The sequence below is a fragment of the Alteromonas sp. AWJ4_199 genome (assembly GCF_056159165.1).
In genome coordinates this window covers 305,369-325,180 of the sequence record NZ_JBSWUR010000002.1, presented here as the reverse complement: position 1 = coordinate 325,180, position 19,812 = coordinate 305,369, and the positions used below count along the sequence as shown (strand labels likewise).

At 44.1% G+C, this 19,812-nt stretch carries 15 protein-coding genes; 8 read left to right on the top strand and 7 right to left on the bottom strand.

Features of this window, described 5'->3' with window-relative positions:
• The first annotated feature begins 4 nt into the window (after positions 1-4).
• From ACXAER_RS16365 to ACXAER_RS16340, 6 genes are all read left to right on the top strand, one after another.
• A complete protein-coding gene (locus ACXAER_RS16365; protein ID WP_474831104.1) occupies positions 5-1,273 on the top strand; it encodes a pyridoxal-phosphate-dependent aminotransferase family protein in 1,269 nt (422 codons plus the stop codon).
• Positions 1,266-2,510: an allantoate amidohydrolase gene (locus ACXAER_RS16360; RefSeq protein WP_474831102.1), complete on the top strand. Its 1,245-nt coding sequence runs from the start codon at positions 1,266-1,268 to the stop codon at positions 2,508-2,510. Before ACXAER_RS16365 ends, ACXAER_RS16360 begins: the two co-directional genes overlap by 8 nt.
• Positions 2,511-2,546: 36 nt before the next feature.
• Positions 2,547-2,912 carry an AraC family ligand binding domain-containing protein gene (locus ACXAER_RS16355; protein WP_179983035.1) on the top strand — a complete coding sequence of 122 codons (366 nt, stop codon included), beginning with the start codon at positions 2,547-2,549 and terminating at the stop codon, positions 2,910-2,912.
• Positions 2,913-3,130: 218 nt separating this feature from the next.
• Positions 3,131-4,684: a uracil-xanthine permease family protein gene (locus ACXAER_RS16350; protein WP_474831100.1), complete on the top strand. Its 1,554-nt coding sequence runs from the start codon at positions 3,131-3,133 to the stop codon at positions 4,682-4,684.
• Between the two features lie 243 nt (positions 4,685-4,927).
• Positions 4,928-7,345: a TonB-dependent siderophore receptor gene (locus ACXAER_RS16345; protein ID WP_474831098.1), complete on the top strand. Its 2,418-nt coding sequence runs from the start codon at positions 4,928-4,930 to the stop codon at positions 7,343-7,345.
• 128 nt (positions 7,346-7,473) lie between these two features.
• Complete coding sequence (locus ACXAER_RS16340) at positions 7,474-8,640, top strand: purine nucleoside permease (RefSeq protein WP_474831096.1); 1,167 nt, start codon at positions 7,474-7,476, stop codon at positions 8,638-8,640.
• A gap of 183 nt (positions 8,641-8,823) precedes the next feature.
• Here the strand turns inward: ACXAER_RS16340 and ACXAER_RS16335 are convergent, their stop codons facing one another.
• The 3 genes from ACXAER_RS16335 to ACXAER_RS16325 all read right to left on the bottom strand — a co-directional run bounded on the left by ACXAER_RS16335 (position 8,824) and on the right by ACXAER_RS16325 (position 14,211).
• Positions 8,824-10,827: an ATP-binding protein gene (locus ACXAER_RS16335; RefSeq protein WP_474831094.1), complete on the bottom strand. Its 2,004-nt coding sequence runs from the start codon at positions 10,825-10,827 to the stop codon at positions 8,824-8,826.
• Between the two features lie 154 nt (positions 10,828-10,981).
• Positions 10,982-11,902 (bottom strand): diguanylate cyclase, encoded by a 921-nt coding sequence (locus ACXAER_RS16330; protein WP_474807488.1) that lies wholly within the window; start codon positions 11,900-11,902, stop codon positions 10,982-10,984.
• Between the two features lie 203 nt (positions 11,903-12,105).
• Entirely contained in the window at positions 12,106-14,211 is a 2,106-nt protein-coding gene (locus ACXAER_RS16325) for a two-component system response regulator (protein WP_474831092.1), read from the bottom strand.
• A 187-nt stretch (positions 14,212-14,398) separates the two neighbouring features.
• Between ACXAER_RS16325 and ACXAER_RS16320 the strand changes: the two genes are divergently transcribed.
• A complete protein-coding gene (locus ACXAER_RS16320) occupies positions 14,399-14,761 on the top strand; it encodes an Hpt domain-containing protein (RefSeq protein ID WP_474831089.1) in 363 nt (120 codons plus the stop codon).
• 61 nt (positions 14,762-14,822) lie between these two features.
• On the opposite strand, the gene ACXAER_RS16315 is transcribed toward ACXAER_RS16320, so the two are convergent.
• Positions 14,823-15,824 (bottom strand): adenosine deaminase, encoded by a 1,002-nt coding sequence (locus ACXAER_RS16315; protein WP_474831087.1) that lies wholly within the window; start codon positions 15,822-15,824, stop codon positions 14,823-14,825.
• Positions 15,825-16,148: 324 nt separating this feature from the next.
• Between ACXAER_RS16315 and ACXAER_RS16310 the strand changes: the two genes are divergently transcribed.
• Entirely contained in the window at positions 16,149-17,480 is a 1,332-nt protein-coding gene (locus ACXAER_RS16310) for an NCS2 family permease (RefSeq protein ID WP_474831085.1), read from the top strand.
• Positions 17,481-17,602: 122 nt separating this feature from the next.
• On the opposite strand, the gene ACXAER_RS16305 is transcribed toward ACXAER_RS16310, so the two are convergent.
• The 3 genes from ACXAER_RS16305 to ACXAER_RS16295 form a co-directional block, all read right to left on the bottom strand.
• Positions 17,603-17,860: a DUF3862 domain-containing protein gene (locus ACXAER_RS16305; RefSeq protein WP_474831082.1), complete on the bottom strand. Its 258-nt coding sequence runs from the start codon at positions 17,858-17,860 to the stop codon at positions 17,603-17,605.
• 100 nt (positions 17,861-17,960) lie between these two features.
• Positions 17,961-18,890 (bottom strand): allantoinase PuuE, encoded by a 930-nt coding sequence (puuE, locus tag ACXAER_RS16300; RefSeq protein WP_474831080.1) that lies wholly within the window; start codon positions 18,888-18,890, stop codon positions 17,961-17,963.
• Position 18,891: 1 nt separating this feature from the next.
• Positions 18,892-19,536, bottom strand: coding sequence for a TetR family transcriptional regulator C-terminal domain-containing protein (locus ACXAER_RS16295; protein WP_474831078.1), 645 nt, complete (start codon positions 19,534-19,536; stop codon positions 18,892-18,894).
• Positions 19,537-19,812 lie beyond the last annotated feature (276 nt).

Sequence of the window (19,812 nt, the reverse complement as noted above, 5' to 3'; positions counted from 1 at the left end):
CCCAATGTATAAAGAAGCGTCTACAAGTACTTTTGCGCCACTTAATCCACCACCTCGCTTGCTAATGGGCCCGGGCCCAATTAACTGCTACCCACGCGTACTAAGTGCTATGTCTACCCAGTTAGTGGGCCAGTACGACCCGGTGATGACTGGCTATATGAATGAGACAATGCAGCTTTATCGCGATGTTTTTAATACCAAAAACCAGCAAACCTTTTTGGTCGACGGTACATCGCGCGCGGGTATCGAAGCGGTTTTAGTATCGGCAATAGAGCCAGGCGACAAAGTCCTTGTACCTATCTTCGGGCGCTTCGGACATTTACTAGCTGAAATTGCAGAACGTGCCGACGCTGACGTACACACCATTGAAGTACCTTGGGGTGAAGTATTTAAGCCTGAGCAAATTGAAGCGGCGGTAAAAGAAGTAAAGCCCAAGCTGCTTGCCATAGTACAGGGCGATACATCTACCACAATGCTTCAACCACTTGCTGAAATTGGCACCATTTGTGAGGCGAACGATGTTTTGTTTTACTGCGATGCAACCGCGTCAGTAGGTGGAAACCCACTGGATGTTGATGCATGGAAGTTAGATGCAGTATCAGTTGGCCTTCAAAAGTGCTTGGGCGGTCCATCAGGCAGTGCGCCTATTACCCTTAGCGACAAGTTTGTGAAAACCGTGCGAACTCGCCATCACGTTGAAGCCGGTATTCGCGATGCCCATCACGAGGCGGCGCGCGGCCCAAAGATTCGCTCTAACTACTTCGATTTACCCATGATCATGGATTACTGGGGCGAAGAGCGCTTAAACCACCATACCGAGGCGGCCAGTATGCTTTACTGTGCGCGTGAATGTGCGCGCGTGCATTTAGAGGAAGGTCAGCAAAACGTAATCGCTCGTCATAAAGTGGCTGGTGACGCTATGCTTGCCGGTATACAGGCTATGGGGCTTGAACCATTCGGTGACCTTAAGCACAAAATGTACAACGTGGTAGGTGTTCATATTCCCGATGGTGTTCACGGCGAAGAAGTACGCGAAACCCTACTGCTGCGCTTTAATATTGAAATCGGCACCAGCTTTGGACCGTTAAAAGGTAAGATTTGGCGCATTGGTACTATGGGCTACAACGCTAGAGAAGATGCCGTACTGCATACACTCCAATCGCTTGAAACCGTACTTCGCATGCAAGGGTTTGCGCTACCTGCGGGCAAAGGAGTAGACGCTGCACTTAGCGTTTATGCTGAGGCTAAAGCAACGGGAGTTGCGAATGGGTGAATTCGTAGAATTTACTGAACTAGCGACCCAGGTAATGGCAAGGTGCGAAACGTTAGGCACCTTAAGCCAAGACCCAACTTGCCTAGACAGGCGCTATTTAACCGAGCAGCACAAGCTTGCCAATCAACTGGCGTCTGGCTGGATGATTGAGGCAGGCATGACCACGTGGCAAGATGCCGTTGGCAACATTTGGGGGCGCTATACCTCAGGTGTGCCTAATGCACCGCGATTAATTCTAGGAAGTCACCTGGACACCGTGCCTAACGGCGGAAAGTACGACGGAATGCTGGGCGTAGTTGCTGCTATCTCGATGGTTGCTATGTTTGACGGCACACAAACTAAGTTCCCTTTCCACATCGACATTGTGGGTTTTTGTGATGAAGAAGGCACGCGTTTTGGCACCACGTTACTAGGGAGCCGTGCACTAACCGGCAAATGGCAAGAGCAATGGCGTCACTTAAAAGATGAAAACGGTGTAAGCCTAGAGCAAGCCATGGCTAACTTTGGGCTTAGTTTCGATGCGGTTAACAGCGCGGCTATTTCCCCCACTGATGTTCTGGGCTACTTAGAGCTTCACATTGAACAAGGCCCTGTTTTAGAGCAAGAAAACCTGCCTGTGGGTGTAGTAAGTGCTATTGCAGGTGCTAAGCGCTTTAACTTTACGGTAGAAGGTATGGCTGGACACGCCGGCACTGTGCCCATGTCTATGCGTCGTGACGCCCTATGCGCAAGTGCAGAAATGTTACTAGCGGTAGAGAGCATTAGCTTGCAACGCCCCGGCGTAGTGGCCACCGTAGGTAAGATTGAGAATGCACCAAACGGCGTAAATGTGATATCTGGTCGCACGCGATTTTCTCTTGATATTAGAAGCGAAGATGATGATTTACGCGATTCAGTATTGGCAGAAATATTGCAAAAATTTGATGGCATTGCGCAAGCTAGGCAGTTAACACTTACCCGCGAGCAAACCCATAGTGCGCCTGCGGTACATTGCGATAGCCAGTTGAAAGAAGCGCTAGTTCGCGGTGTTGAAGAAAGCGGTATAGCACCGCGAATTCTTGCTTCAGGTGCTGGTCATGATGCCATGGCTATAGCAGATATTTGCCCAGTAGCCATGCTCTTCACGCGCTGTAAGGGTGGTATAAGCCATCACCCAGCTGAGTCTATTACCCATGAGGATGTGGCTGCCAGTTTGTCGGTGCTTTATAAAACCATAGGCAAACTCAAGCACGCGTAATGTTCAAATCAGTACAGTCTTAAACAAGGGTCGATAATGAAAATAACAAGGATTTACAACGATGAAGCGGGCAAAAGCCACTTTGGCGAGGTTGAAATAGCGCTAAAAGACGGTGGTCCAATCGGTATGCTTTCAGAGAAATTTGGTGCAGATAAAATAATCTTTCGCGAGACACCTGCCGACTATGATTTCAAATGGCACCCTGCGCCCGCACGACAACTACTTTTCATTATAAAAGGTCGTGCGGAATTTACAGTATCAAACGGAGAGCGCCATGTATTTGGGGCGGGCGACGTGCTGTTACTGGAAGATACCGAAGGTGAAGGCCACTGCTCACGTGCCATGTACAATGAAGTACGTCACTCAATCTTTGTCACGCTAGATGAAGGCGTTACGCTTTAAATTAAGCCTTCGAATCTCTCTTGAAAAAATGCGCTAATTTAGCGCATTTTTTTGTTTAAGCACCAAATTGGGGCTTACCCATTCATCCTTTTTATCCATCAAGATATAGGAATTATAAATTCATTATTAAAAACAGTGTGATACAGCGGTAATTACGAGCAGACCAATTGGTCAATATCTTGCAACCAATGAGCAACTGTCATCAAGAAAAATTGCTCATGTCTTCAAATCACAGCGAATTACTTTACGACTTACATGATAGCCCGGCCTTTCTTCCCTCTCTTACCGCGGCGTTCCAGCACTTATTAGCCAGCTTTGTTGGCGTTATTACACCAACACTTATCGTCACATCAACATTAGGTCTTACCGAATATACGCCTTACCTTATCAGCATGGCGCTGTTTGTCAGCGGCCTTGGCACAGCAATTCAAACAAAACGTATTGGACCAGTAGGCAGTGGCTTGGTAGCCATTCAAGGTACCAGCTTTGCGTTTATTAGCGCGCTAATTCTGGCGGGAAATCAAGTTAAAGCAAATGGCGGTACGGCCGAAGATATCTTAGCATTGCTGTTTGGACTTACTATGGCAGGTGCGCTTGTTGAGGTAGTGTTCAGTCTATTTGTAGATAAACTTAAGCGTATTATTACCCCTTTAACTACGGGCATTGTGATCACGGCCATAGGGCTTAGCTTGATCAATGTAGGTATGACAGACCTTGCAGGAGGTTTTCACGCTGCAGACTTTGCGAGTACTGACAACCTAGCGGTAGGTCTTGGTGTTTTGCTTGTTATTGTATTTTTAAACGCCTCACACAATCATTGGCTACGCTTAAGTGCTATTTTCATTGGCATGGCAATAGGTGCTACCTATGTTGGGTTCACAAAAGGTCTTGATTTTAGCGGCCTTGCCTCTTTATCTATTGTTGCTATTCCTACGCCGTTTGCGTTCGGCATCTCATTCGATATCAACCTGTTTTTACCCATTGCGCTAATCTACTTATTTAGTGCTATAGAAACAGCGGGCGACCTCACGGCCAACAGCCTTTTCTGCAAGCAGCCCGTAAGCGGTCCCATTTACTTAACTAGAATAAAGGGCGGTATTTTGGGTGACGGCGTCAACTCTTTACTTGCCGGCATGTTCAACACGTTTCCAAATACCACATTTGGCCAAAATAATGGAGTTATTCAGCTAACTGGCATTGCAAGTCGCAAAGTGGGCTTCTTTGTTGCTGCGCTGTTTGTTCTTATTGGCTGCTTTCCAATTGTGGGTGGTGTGCTGCAGGCTATTCCTAAGCCTGTTTTAGGCGGCGCAACATTAGTGATGTTTGCCATGGTTGCAGTAGGCGGCCTCAAACTTCTTGCCAGCTACGCCTTGGATAGACGCAGCAGTTTAGTTACGGCCTGCGCCCTTGGTATGGCAATTGGGGTAATGATGGTACCCGAAGCCTTAGCCGAACTCCCTAATTGGCTTGAAAATATTCTCCTTTCCCCTGTTACATCAGCAGGACTTACGGCGGTCATTTTAGATTTAACGCTTCCCGGGAAAAAAGCCGCAAATGAGAAGTCAGAAATTTTAGCCGCCACCGGCAATCAACTTTCAGAAGGTAATGCGAGTGAAGATTTGGATAACTCGGTAAAACCCGCTTCTTTAGAGGTAAGAAAGCGTACTAAAGAGAATCGCAATAACTCAGCGACTTCACCCCGTAAAGCGATATTAGGTATAAAGCAGCGCCAAGTACTTCGCCCTGCTCTTTATAGTGCAAAACCACGATAGAAATCACTGCGAAGGTGCAAAAATAAGAAAAACCTCACTCGTTAACATAATAATAACAATATAGGAACAACATTATATTTTTAAATCCATATAATTCAGTAACTTAAGAGCAGGTTAAAAGTTGACCAACTGGTTAGGAAGTTGGCACTCATCCTGCTAAACCTCTTGCATACAGCAAGGCGCAATAGAAATAGTGCGTTGATAAAGCCCTAAAAAAGGGCAACTAAAAATAATGAGGAAACCATGAAAAACACTACATTCAAATTATCTCCTCTTGCAAAAGCGTTTGCGATGACCACTGCGGTCGCGCTTTCGTCACAAGCTTTTGCTCAGGAAGATACAGAGGTACAAGAAAAAGACGTTGAGAAGATCCAAGTAACAGGCTCGCTTGGCAGTCTTCCAGGCCAAGACGTAGAGTCTGTGTTTGGCTTTGGCAAGTCTATTCTTGAAACGCCACGTTCTGCATCAACTATATCTCAAGAACAAATGGAGCGTTTTAACGTTTCTGACATTGATGAGCTGGTAGCATTTGCACCGGGTACGTTCACCCAGTCTTTCTTTGGTGTTGCTGGTTCACTTGACGTACGTGGTACGCCCGGTGAGACATATTTCCGTGGCGTTAAACGCCTAGATAACCCCGGTAACTATCCTACTCCGATTGGTGCTTCCAGCCGTATCGATATCGTACGCGGCCCTGCATCACCTATTTATGGACCTTCTAAAATTGGTGGTTACCTAAACTTTAATCCTAAGTCTGCTCGTGCTTCTGGCGGCCAGTACCTAGATGCCCCAACGGGTGCGTTGTCATATACCACTGGTTCTTGGGATAAAAGCATCTTAACCGCCGAGGTTGGCGGCCCGACTAGCGTAGCTGGTAAAGAGATGGGCTACTACATATACGGCGAGCTAGAAAATTCAGATAGCTATTACGACAATACGCAAACTGATCAAACCGTACTTCAAGCTTCATTCAACATTGATATCACCGACAATCTTCGCTTCGAGTTTGGCGGCATGTATCATGACTATGATGGTAACCAAGTCGCAGGCTGGAACCGACTGACACAAGAATTGGTAGATGACGGTACTTATATTACTGGTACGGCACAGCCACTAGATACGGATGGCGACGGCCAAATTAGCCACGAAGAGTACGGTGCTGTAAACATTGCCGGTGAAAGCTTTTTCTACGTACCAGCATCTAGCTTTACGGATGACGAAGCAACAGCGTTAATGCAATTGCAAAATGTGGGCACAACAACCCTTAGTGGAAACCAAGTGTTGGTAGCGCCTGATGATCAGCTTGGTAACGAAGCCATTACGCTGTATTTTGACACGATTTACTACACGGATAACTGGGAAATCCGCAATCAGTTCTTCTATGATGCATACGACAACATTAACGAAAATGCTTACGGTTTCTCACAGTTCCACGACAGTTGGGTTATTGAAGACAAGCTAATTTTCGCTACAGAGTATGAAAACGACGGGCTACTAGCACAATTTCAATTCTCTCCTTCTGTTCGTTACACTGATTTCGAGCACGGTGATGATTTCACTTACGAATACTTCAACCGTCGCGACCTGACTATGCCATCTTCAGCATTGGATCGTCGTTTGTTATCTACCCGCTCAGGTAAGAACTTTGATAACTATGACGTAGGTAACTATCTAGATCTAGGTGTTGCTGCAATGACAGATTTAACTTGGGACTGGGGATTAAATCTAGTACTAGGTTTGCGTTACGACACGATTGATATTGAAAGTACATCACGTACCGACCTTCTGTTAGGAGCTACAGGTGATGAAACGCCAGTTTACGCTGAAGAGACAGTAGACGGATGGTCATGGAACGCGAGCCTTTCATACGAGTTCGAGTTTGGCCTTATTCCTTATGTAACCGCCGCAGAACAAGCCACACTTGTTGCAGGTCAAGGTGCAGAAATTGGCGTTGGTCAACTTGGCGACGGCAGTGCGTTCGATACGTCTGAGCTCATCGAGTTTGGTGTAAAGGGCTCGCTGTTAGAAGACACATTGTATTTTGCGCTTTCATCGTTTGAACAGGAACGTACCGATTTTAACGCGCAAAACACGGTAACTAATAATACCACCAACAACAAAGGTACTGAGTTTGAACTTCGTTGGGTAGTAAACGACAACCTTGTTGTATCTGCAGGTTACACCAACATTAAGGTAATTAACCTTACAGCACTTGAAAATGGTAACCAGTTTGGTTTCTTGGGTGCTGAAGACTTAGTGAACCTTGAAGATCCTTCATTGATCTTCGGTGGTAACGTGATTGGTCTTAACCTTATCGGTGAAGGCTTTAATAATACAGATGGACGTAAAGCAGGTATCCCTGAAAACATCTATACGCTAACAGCGACTTATGATTTCCAAAATGGTTATGCGGCTAACGTAAGCGTGGTAGATGTTGAAGAAGTAGCATCAGGTTTCTCTGCTGCAGTGACACTACCAGCTTACACGCTAGTGAATGCTGGCTTATCTTATCAGGCTGAAGACTGGTCATTTAACTTAACCGTTAAAAACCTAACTGATGAACGTTATTTCCGTTCTAACTTCCCTGATCTATTCGGTAGCCAAATCGTTCTTCCTGAACTACCGCGTCACTTTAATGCTAAAGTTACTTACTCATTCTAAGTATGCTTAGCGTATGAATGGCATTACGCTTCCTATAATTCTTGGAAGCGCGATATCATCGTTCATTCAAATTACGTTTAATAAAGAGCTCAGCTTTTATATCTGGGCTCTTTTTTTAGGAGTATTTTATGCCTCTACCCTATTTCATTCGCCACGTATCAAAGCAGCCGCTATTGAGTATTGCTAAAAAAAGCCGCAATTCTGCTATTCGTAGATCGACTATATTGGCTGCTTTCATAGGCTTAGTCATAAGTTGTTTATCAACTCATGCTTACGCTAATGGCGAAGAAAAGCCGATGGAAGTTAAAGTGGTAGTGGTGAGTATGTTTGAAATTGGCGATGATGAAGGTGACGCACCCGGCGAATTTCAGTTGTGGAAAGCCCGTCAAAACCTCACAACAAAATACCCACTGCCCCACGGCTTTCACGATGTGTATGCAAACACTGAAACGGGCGTAATTGGCATAGTAACGGGTATGGGCATTGCGCGCGCTTCAGCGGCAATAATGGCGCTAGGGCTCGACCCTCGTTTCGACTTGTCAAAAGCCTATTGGCTTGTAGCTGGCATTGCTGGTGTCGACCCTGCCGATAACACTATTGGCAGTGCTATTTGGACCGATTACGTTGTAGATGGTGACCTTGCACATCACATTGATGCAAGAGAAATTCCTTCACGGTGGCCAACAGGTTACTTTCCTCTTTTTACTCATGAACCTTATGAAAACGCCGAGTTAGTTGACGTATATAACAGCCCAAATGGTGAGGTTTACACGCTTAACCTACCATTGGCAAAATGGGCCTATTCTCTTACAAAAGACACCAAGCTTTTAAACAATGAAGCAATGGATATGCTAAGAGCAAAATATACTCTCTCACCCAATGCAAAAGCACTTCCTAGTGTGTCTATGGGAGCACATTTATCTGCGTCTACTTTCTGGCACGGGGAAAAACTTAATACCTGGGCTAACGAATGGGTAGCTTACTGGACGCAAGGCAAAGGTAACTTCGTCACATCAGGCATGGAAGACTCAGCTACACTTCAAAGCTTAACGTATTTAGATAATGCTGGCTTGGTAGATAAAGATCGTTTGATGATTTTAAGAACGGCAAGTAATTTTACCATGCAACCGCCTTCGTTAAGTGCTGCGCAAAACTTGAAACTTGAAAGCTCTGGTGAAGGCTACGCTGCAATGGGCGCAGCAATTGAAGCTGCGTACAATGTTGGCTCTGGTGTTGTTAATGCTATTGTTGAGAACTGGGAATCTGCAAAACACACTATTCCCGTTTCTGATTAACAGTCAGAACGATTGATTTAAGTACAATATATTAGTTGAAGTTAAATGAGTTGAAATTAATTAAGGTGTTATTAATCAAACCGCCAAATCTTGCTTATTATTAGTACTGCTAGCGTTAACACGGGTGTTTAGTCACCTGATTATTAAGGGCTTTTAAAAGCACTTCAAAAGATTAAATAGCCACTAAGCCACTACAGATTTTGCATCTAGCGCTGACTTAAGCTGTGAAGTAACATCATTTTGTACAACGGGTTTTGCCAGAAAGTCTTGCATGCCCGCTTCGCTGCAACTGGATTTATCTTCAGCTGTGGTATTAGCAGTAACCGCGATAATTCGCCCATGCTTAGGAATTAACTCTTCTTGCAGTATAATTTTCGTTGCGCTTACGCCATCAAGCACCGGCATCGCACAGTCCATGAAAATAATATCGTATTTCTTGGCCCTTGCCATTTGTACCGCTACTTCACCGTTTTCAGCTTCATCAGGTATGTAATTGAACTTTTCTAGCATAGACCCTAAAACCAGACGGTTTATGTCATTGTCATCAACAACCAAAATATTTAACGGCACACTTAAAAGTTCAGAAGAAAGCGTAATTTCACCATTAGACGTTTCGTTTAGTGTTGCCATTTCAACTGGAATGGCAATGTCAAAGCAGGTTCCTTTGCCTACCGTCGAGCGCACCTCAAGTTCACCACCCATTTTTTCAACGAGTTGGCTCACAATGGAAAGTCCTAATCCGTTTCCATTGAGCTCTTCACAAGCACTGTCGGTATCGTTTTGGAACGGTCGGAACACCCGCGACAAAATGTCGTTGCTCATGCCTACCCCGGTGTCTTCGACTGAAGCCAGCAGAATAGGAACGTCGCCTTGATGTTTAAGCGTAACCTGTACTGAAATGTAGCCTTTTGCAGTGAACTTTACGGCATTCGACAATAAGTTGGTTATTACCTGACTTATCCTGGCCGCGTCACTATGCACATAGGTCTTTTCATCAAAAGACAGCACAGCATAGAAACGTACGCCCTTTTCTGCACATTTTGTTTTGAACACATCGACAATGTCTTCGCATAAAGAGCGAACACAGAAATCACTGTGCTTTAACGTAAATTCACCGTTTATAATCGACGTGTAATCCAGTACATCGTTGATAAGAGATAACAAACGATCCGCACTGTGTAATGCAATGTCAGCTTTTCTAATTCGAACGTTATCTTTTGTTTCAAATTTTATGGCCTGAAGCATTCCTGTGATGCCGTTCAGCGGTGTTTTTAACTCGTGGCTTATACGTGAAAGCAACATTCCACGCTCTCTAGATGCAGCTTCTGCTTCTTTACGTCGCGCGTCCAACTCTAACCTAAGCTGAACCGATTTATTAACGTTTTGACAGGTTCCAAACAAGCGAATGCATTTACCATGCTTCATCTCTGCCATACCGTGGGTTTCTATCCATACCGAATTTCCTTTTGCGGTTGTAAGCTCGAGGGTTGAGCTCCAAGGCTCCCCCGTCTCGGTGGTATGAGAAACAATGCGGCTTATTTCATCTCTATCAAACCCTTCTTTGTAGAAGTTAATTGCCGTTTCTAACGAGGGCATGTAGCTATCGTCTACTTCATGGATTATGCGAGTTTGAGATGACCATGTTAGCTCATTGGTAATAAGGTCGACTTCCCACGTACCAACATTCGCAACACTTTGTAGTTTTTCATAAAGTGTGTTTTGGGTTGATTCAGCTTTTTCAATATGAAACTTTTCCAAAGTAACGGACAACCATTCATCGAGCAACGCCACTTTGTCCAAGTTACTTGGCTGGTCTGGGCATGAATTGATGAACACTAGGCAGACCTGCCCACCGTCGAGATTGTGAACTTTGCCTCTTATGTATTTTTCCGCGCTGAAATAGGTGCTAAACCACTGTCTAAATGCAGTCGAACACTTAGCACTACTTATTGGAAAACAATTGTCTACTGGGGAACAATTTGCGTAAGAAGGGATTGATTTAAAATTGGGTGGATAAGCTGATGATGCTTTTACAAGAACGTTGACCGTGTCCTGGTCAAGATGCAAAAGTAAGCCTTGGAAAATGCCTAAAGAGTCACAACCACGTTGCACTAACTGAGAAAGCGATGCTTTTAGCTGCTCTTCCAGCTTTACATTCAAACTCGATTGCTCGTCGAAATAAACCATTGCTCGTAACCTAAGCCTCAAACGTGTACTAGAGGGGTACCATCCACTGCCATCACAAATTTAGCGAATAGTATGTCATTACACTAGATGATAGCGTGCAAGCAACACTTTCGACATTAAACAATAGGCTAGTTTATACGGCCTTTAGCAATGTTTAACCTTTTGCTTGATTTCGGCCTAATTCCTTAGCTTCAAACAAGGATACGTCAGCGTCTTCAATTAAGGCTGCAAGGTTGTCTTGCACAACTTCCGTTGCCTTCCAAACCGCAAAGCCTGCGCTGATAGAAACACGATTTTCGATGCCTTTTCCATGAGGTATTTTCGCTTTGGCTACTGCATCTACAAGCTGATTTGCCACGAGCTTTGCCCCTTGACGGTCGATATAAGGCAGGATAATTAAAAACTCTTCACCGCCGAAACGTATCACAGCATCTTTGGGTCGTTTCACTGTATCAGAGACTATCTGCGCCACTTTTTGAAGGCACAAGTCACCTTCAAGGTGCCCATAGGTATCGTTAAAGAGTTTGAAGTAATCGATGTCGAGCATTATTGCCCCTACCGATCCCTTGTCTCTGGCTACCTGCTTTATCAATAAAGGAATTTCCTTGGTCAGGTACATTCTATTGTAAAGGCCAGTTAGCTGGTCGTGAAACGTCATCATTTCAAGAAACTCAGTACGCAGCTTGTTTTGAAGGTGTGTTTTCACTCGGTGGGTTAGCGTTGACGCATTCACTGGCTTCATTACAAAATCAGATGCACCTACTTCCCAGCACGCGTTTTCACTTTCAATATCCATGGTAGACGTGACGAATATAACTGGAATATCTTTGGTATCAGGGGATGCTTTTAATGTTGCACACACCTCCAACCCACTGATATCAGGCATGTTCATGTCGAGTAAAACTAGATCGGGCAGCGCTTTGGCACAGTGGGAAATGGCATCGCTGCCAGATTCGACCGTCGTGCAATGAAACTCAGCTTCAAGTATAGATTGTAATAGCAATCGGCTCATTGGCTCGTCGTCGACAATAAGTACATTGCACTGTGAGTAGGGTTTGATTTCTTTTCTGTCCATCGTTTATTCTAATGCGGCCTGCTAGCCATACAAGCGATTTCGCATTGTAACATAAAGCTTTTTTAATAATTATAGTATTGCTTTACAGTCTAACACCTTAAAGAAAGATGTATATTGAAAAGGTTGAATTTAGATACGCTATAGGTATTAGGAAAAACACCTAACGATTTGAGGATTTACTGAGATGAGATAGCAGCCTTCAATCAGGCGACTTCTTCACTACCGATAAACTGTGCGAAAAAATCGTTAATGGCTATGGGACGACACATAAAATAGCCTTGACCTTGATGACAGCCTAGAGCTTTTAATCCATTGAAGTGTGATTGGGTTTCAATGCCCTCTGCTACAATAGTCAGCTCCAAGCTTAAGGCTAGATGTACGATAGCGGTGACAATATCGTGAGCTTGCTGCTCCTTATCCATATCAATAACAAAGGACCTGTCTATTTTTAACACGTTCAGTGGAAACTGACGTAGATAAGATAAACTAGAATAGCCCGTACCGAAGTCATCAAGGGCTATGGTAACGCCTAGTGAGGTCAGCTTGTTTAGAATATCACGCGTTTGCTCAAAGTCGTGCATTAGCGCCGACTCTGTGACCTCAAGCTCTATTGAACTAGCTTCGATACCCGTTAAATCAATAATTTCTGCAACTTCATCCGCAAACCCTGGGTTCGCTAGTTGTTTGGCAGCCACGTTAACCGCCACTTTGAAATGCTTACCTTGTTCATTACAACGGGCAATGAATTCACAGCTTTTCTGAAGCACCTGTTTACCGAGCTGATGTATTAGACCGGTTTCTTCGGCGAGGGGAATGAATTCGTCTGGTCCGATAACGTTGCCTTTGTCATCGAACATTCTAACTAAACTTTCAGCGCTAATTACTTCATTGCTTTTAAAGTCGTATTTTGGCTGAAGATAAATAGCTAAACTGTTGTTTTCAATGGCTTGCCTAAGCTTAATTTCCATTTCGACCCTGTGATGCATGGCATGCTGCAAGTCTTTTGAGAAAAAGCTGAAAGTGTCCTTCCCTTTTGATTTGGACCGATACATTGCGGAGTCAGCATGACGCATCATCTCTTCTGCATTCGTTGCATCCTGTGGGTACAAGCTTATTCCTATACTTAAACTTAATCTATGGGGTTTTCCGTCTATTTCTATTGATTCTCTACCCGATTGAAGGCAAGCCATAGCAATACTATCCGCACTGTATCCAGAGCCAATATCTGATAAAAGGCAAGCAAACTCGTCACCACCGACACGTGCGAGGGTCGCGCTGTGCCCTAACGTGTCAGCGAGACGCTTTGCCATTGTTGATATGACGAAATCGCCTACCTGATGTCCCAGGCTATCGTTGAGGTATTTAAAATTATCAATATCAATTAACAGTAAGGCAATGCTTTGTTTGCTTGTAAAACTTCTGGCTATAGCTTGGACAACGCGATCGTGAAGCAATACCCGGTTGGGCAAGCCTGTAAGCTGGTCATGATTGGTTAGGTGCGTCATCTTCACCGCCATTTCTACGGCTTCAGAAACATCCTGAAAAACCATAACAGCACCGTTAATATTGCCTTCATCGTCCACAATTGGGGATGCCGTATCTTCAACCCTAAAAATTTGCTTGTGCCTACTGACGAGGGTTGCGTTGTACGACATCGCCACGGGGCGTTTCACTTCAAGTGCGTAAAGCGCCGGGTTTAACAGTGGTTCATGGTTTGATGCATCGCGCAGATTCATTACTTCATCAATAGGCTTGCCTAAGGCATCCTGCACACTATATCCGGTAAGCCTTTGTGCCACAGGATTTATGAATGTGATATCACCCGCAGCGTTAATCGAAATTACGCCATCAGCTATAGATTTCAATGTAATAGCGAGCTGCTTTTTTTCAGCCTCGAGTTCTTGGTTAACTTTTTTCAATAAGGCTTTTTGAGATTGAATTGTGAGATGGTTCCCCACTCTCATTCGACACATTTCTATATCAATGGGCTTTGAGATAAAGTCTATCGCCCCAAGCGACAACGCACGATGTTCGTTTTCAGTATCGCTGTGAGAAGTAACAAAGATAACAGGAATTGAAGCTGTTGTTGGACATGCTTTAAGTTGCTTACACACATCAAAGCCTGAAAGCTCAGGCATGCTTATATCCAACACGATCAAATCAGGCTGCTGCGACTGGATTACCGAAAATGCTATAGCGCTTTGCGAGACCGTAACGACTTCTGCTAAAGACTCTACCGCACTTTCCAATAGCAAGAGTGTTGTCGGTTCATCGTCAATGATGACTACTTTTTTCGTCTCAATTTCCATGAGAGATACCACACTGTATTAAAGACTACTAAACTAGTATCGTCCGACATACGCAAAAAAAAATTAACCTTTAGTCTACAATGGTTATTCTAAGAAGAACTCTTAGGGTAACTCATTGACTATAATGCGTTTGGTAACGCACAATTAATATACGATAAAACTTTGTATCAACTGCTTGGTGATAAAAATGGATACGTTACATACGCATACCGCGCTTCCCAAAGAACAATTATGGAATAGAGACGCTGCGCTGAGCAGGCTCGGCGGCAACGAAGGGTTGTTAAACCGCATCGTTGAAATGTTTTTAGCTCAAATAACACAGAAACAACAGACCTTACAAAAGGCCGCCACTGATTTAGACGTCGATGCAGTAAAGTTTACAAGTCATGCAATGAAAGGCGTGTCTGGGGATGTAGGTGCTGATGCTATTCGAGAAAAAGCGTCGTCTATTGAAAATAAAGCCAAGCAAGGCAATTTAACTGAGATAGTTCAAGATATAGAAGAACTAAATAGCTTAATCGATCAAACTCTTGTTATTATGCAACCTTAAGGCGAAGCGAGCTTACTAGAGTTTACGTAGGTAAGCTCGTGCTTATGCTTTTGCAGGTCGCTTACATAGCCCCTGCTACTTGCTTAATAAGAGCGCTTTTCTTTTCTTCGGGTAAGAAGCTGGCTTTAAAACTGTTTGCGGCTAGCGTGCGAATAATACCCTCATCTATGTTTAGCGAAGTATGAAGCGCTTCAAAATTTTCATTCAAAAAACCGCCAAAATAAGTGGGATCGTCAGAATTAACCGTAACCAATAACCCAGCATTAAGCAGTTGCACGATATTATGCTCTTTCATATCGTCTATCACGCATAGTTTCAAATTACTTAATGGGCATACGGTAAGCGGTATTTGCTTTTCCTTTAAATACGCCATAAGTGCTTGGTCTTCTTGGCAGCGAACACCATGGTCAATGCGGTCCACGTCAAGCAGTTCAATCGCTTCCCAAATATAAGACGCCGGCCCCTCTTCCCCTGCATGGGCAACAACCTTAAAGCCTAGAGACTTCGCTTTTTTAAATACGCGCTCAAACTTAGAAGGCGGATGCCCCAACTCTGAACTATCAAGTCCTACCGCTGTAATGTGCTGATAATAAGGTTTTGCCGCTTCCAGTGTTTCGAAAGCTTCACTTTCGGGCAAATGCCTTAAGAAAGACATGATTAGATAACTAGTTATACCAAATTCACTTTCTGCTTTTTGTATAGCACGTAAAAAGCCAGGCATAAACACATCGAAACCTATTCCCCGCTCAGTATGGGTTTGAGGGTCGAACATGATTTCTGTATGGACGATATTTTCTTCAGCGCACCGAGATAAGTATTCCCACATCAACGTAAAGAAATCTTCTTCATCTCTTAATACCCCAGCCCCTGCGTAATAGAGGTCCAGAAAGCTTTGTAAATCTTTGAAGTTATAAGCGGCTTCAATCTCTTCCACGCTTGCGTAAGGAAGTGATACACTGTGCTTTTCAGCTAGGCGCCACATGAGTTCAGGCGTTAAGCTACCTTCTATATGCAGATGCAGTTCGGCCTTTGGTATGTTTTTAATTATTGATGACAGCGACATGGCCCCTCACTTATTTGCACCATAATAATGCAATGGCATTTAATTGGTGCGTAATAGTTTATCTTTAATGCTATCTGTAAACGAGTTCTATTGCTCATTTAGGTTTTTGTTTGCGGTTTTTATAACATCATCTATGTTGTTTACTAACCGTTTGGCTGGCTTTGTGCTGCCTGGCTAGTGACCTTGAGTCACGCAATGGTTGTTGTTCAATCATTGCACTGAAATGTAAGTTAGCACAAAACACACCAACAAGTTGACTAATTGGTCAGTTTATTGCTTTCAAACGCACAAAACACTACATAAAACACAAACAGAGAACTCTAGATGTCCAACAACGTTATTGAACGGCTATTTAAGCTGCAGGAGCACGGTACAACGGTAAGAACTGAGATCATTGCAGGTCTTACTACGTTTGCGGCTATGTCTTATATCCTCGTGGTGAACCCGGGTATTTTGGGCCTTAGCGGCATGCCGGTAGAAGGTCTAATTACAGTGACAGCAGTCGCGGCCTGCATTGGCACATTAATGATGGCGTTGATGACTAACTACCCTATAGCACTAGCACCGGGTATGGGTTTAAACGCTTTTTTTGCTTTCACTATCTGTCTTGGCCGTGAAATTCCATGGGAAGCTGCACTAGGCATTGTGTTTTGGAACGGTATTCTCTTTTTAATTCTTTCACTTACTGGTGTTCGAACCAAAATCGCCGAGTCTATCCCGCCCTCTCTCAAGATAGGCGTTCAGTGCGGTATAGGCTTATTTATTGCCTTTATCGGCCTTAAGAATGCAGGTCTTATTGTTGATAACCCTGCGACATTTGTTCAGCTTGGCGACCTTTCAGAGCCTGCAGTGATGCTTGCCCTCGTTGGTATTATTTTCACTATCGTTCTTATGGTTAAACGCGTTACCGGCGCTATATTAATTTCTATCGTTACCCTTACTTTAATCGGTGCTTTTATCCCTACCGAAAGTGGAATGTTAACTGCTACACCATCCGCTGTTGTAGGCATGCCGGAATCTATGTCTAACACCTTTATGGCAATGGACTTCTGGTACCCTATCGACCATATTGCCGAGACATGGGACCTTATTTTCGCGCTTATGTTCGTGAACATGTTCGACACTATAGGCACATTAATTGGTGTTTCTCGCAAAGCTAACTTGTTAGACTCAAAAGGCAAGCTACCGAAAATTGGCCCAGCCATGACCGCTGATGCATCAGCAAGCATTGCTGGTGCCTTCGTAGGTACTTCACCAGTAACTAGCTATGTGGAATCAGCTACGGGCGTATCAGCGGGAGGACGAACAGGGCTTACCGCCGTTGTGGTTTCTGTCTGTTTCCTGTTGTCGCTTTTCCTTACGCCATTGATGAAAGTTATTCCGCTAATGGCTACTACTCCGGCATTACTAATGGTAGGTATTTTAATGATGGAGTCGATTCGTCAGGTTGATTTCGACGACTTAGGCGCCTTGGCCACAGCCTCTGTTGCGCTCATCGCTATGCCCCTAACCTTTAGCATAAGCGAAGGTATTGCCCTTGGTTTTATAACCTACGTGGGAATTAAAGTAGGTACAGGAAAATTTAAGGAAGTAACCCCGCTGACTTATGCATTGGCTATTGTTTTCTTACTAAGATACTTGCTAGATTTAAAATAATTTATCGGTGCGTAGGTACAATGTGGGCACTATTGCGCACAAAACCTTGGTTTAGATACAAAAAAGGTGGCTTTTAAGGCCACCTTTCTTTTTTTAATCAGCTATATAAACGAACTAAATGATTATTTTAAACCGTCATAAGTGAAAGTAACCGCTTTATCACCCATAAACACAATTTTTACGTGTTTGCTGTCTTCGTTACCCCACGTGCACGCCATGGCGCCCATAGTTTTGCCACAGGCATCAGCTGAACCAATGATTCCTTCAACTTCGTCCTGAGTCATTCCCATTTCTAATTTATCATAGTTTTCTTTAGTCAGCTTTGAGCATGCAGTGAGCGCTAGCGCCCCAAAAGCAATAATAGCTAGTTTTGTTTTCATAGTTTTGTCCTTTATTAAGTGAAGGCGGCAGTGCACCCGTTGGTTCACTTTCGTCTCTTCACTTTACTGTGCTTCAAATATAGTAGGCGTAATGTAAACGCTATGAACACGCCTTGTCACTACCATCTTTAGAATGAGTGGCCAACCAGTGACGAGCAATCTGTTCTCGCGTGGCTAACCACACTTTGTCATGTGATTTCACGTACTCGATGAAACGCTTAAGCGCAGCAAGCCTTGCAGGTCGGCCTACAATACGGTTGTGAAGACCAATAGAAAGCATTTTAGGCGCCTCTTCCCCTTCCTCGTACAGCACGTCAAACGCGTCTTTTAAATAGGTAAAGAACTGTTCACCACTGTTAAAACCTTGCGGTGTGGCAAAGCGCATATCGTTTGTGTCTAACGTGTAAGGCACCATAAGCAGCGGCTTACTGTAGTGGCAGTCGTAATATGGCAAATCGTCAGCATAAGAGTCAGCGCAATATAAAATATCGTCGCGCTCCGCTATTAACTTCAATGTGTTGGGACTGGTTCTTCCTGTGTACCATCCTACAGGTTTACTACCCGTTAACTGCTCGTGAAGAATAATGGCTTCATCTATTTGCTTGCGCTCATCTTCCTCGCTCATATCTTGGTAATGCACCCAGCGCATGGCGTGGCTGGCTATTTCCCAACCTGACTCCATCATAGCTTTAACAGCGTCAGGATGGCGCTGCATTGCCATGGTAACGCCAAATACAGTTACAGGTATGTCGTACTTATTAAGTAGTCGATGTAAACGCCAAAAACCTGCACGACTGCCGTATTCGTAAATCGACTCCATGCTAAGGTGACGGTCTTTATAGGCTTGTGCACCTATAATTTCCGATAAGAATATTTCCGACGCCTCGTCGCCATGAAGCACGCAGTTTTCGCCGCCTTCTTCGTAGTTCAAGACAAACTGAACAGCTATTTTTGCTTTATTTGGCCAATTCGCGTGCGGTACATGTTCACCGTACCCAATGAGATCGCGAGGATACACAGATTCACTCATACTAAACCTCGAAACTTTCAGGAACAGCCAGCCCACAGCCGCCTAGCACAAGCTTAACCACTTGTTTTGTGGCATCTTCAAAATCTGCTTTTGCCATTTTTTTTCCGCGCAGTCGGGTAATTTGAGCTGAAAAATCAGCGTAATGCTGGGTGCTTGCCCATATAGTGTAAAGCAAGTACTCACCCTCAACCGGGGGAAGTTTACCTGTTTTTACCCACGCTTCGATAACCTCAAGACGCCCCTTCATCCAAAGCGCATGCTCTTCATCAAAGTAGCCACTGAGGTTTTGTGCACCATTAATGATTTCCATAGCAAAAATCTTCGAAGCCATGGGATGCGTTCGGGATACTTCCATTTTTTCAGCTATGTAATTGGCAAGTACTTCGGCGGGGTCATCTTCTACCGTTGCTTTGTCAAAGCGGGAATTCCACAATGAAAGCGTCTCTTCCAATACCGCTACGTAAAGCTCCTGTTTCGTTTTGAAATAATACAAAACATTGGTTTTAGGTAGTCCTGCTTCGTCAGCAATCTTCTGTACTGCCGTACCTTTAAAACCAAACTGCGCAAAACATTTTTCAGCGGCTTGGAGTATTTTTCTTCTGTTCATAGCGCCAACGCCAGCGTCAGCGCTCTTTACCTTTATCATTATTATCTAAATTCCTTTGCAATCTACTTTGCAAGCGTACAGGCAGGATAAATGCTGCGTGCCTTTTCGATAGGTTAGCATTTATTGCCAACATGTTTCTATGCTCTTAAATCTCAGAGTTACCCACTGTCTGTGCTTCTTGCCGATGAAATAGGCCATTCGATAACACTAATTCTGCAATTACCTCAAAACCTAGCACGAATCTTGCCTTGTTACTCTTATAACAAATGTATTGCTTAGCAAAAACGTTTGGAAAATCGCTCTTCCACTTTTCCG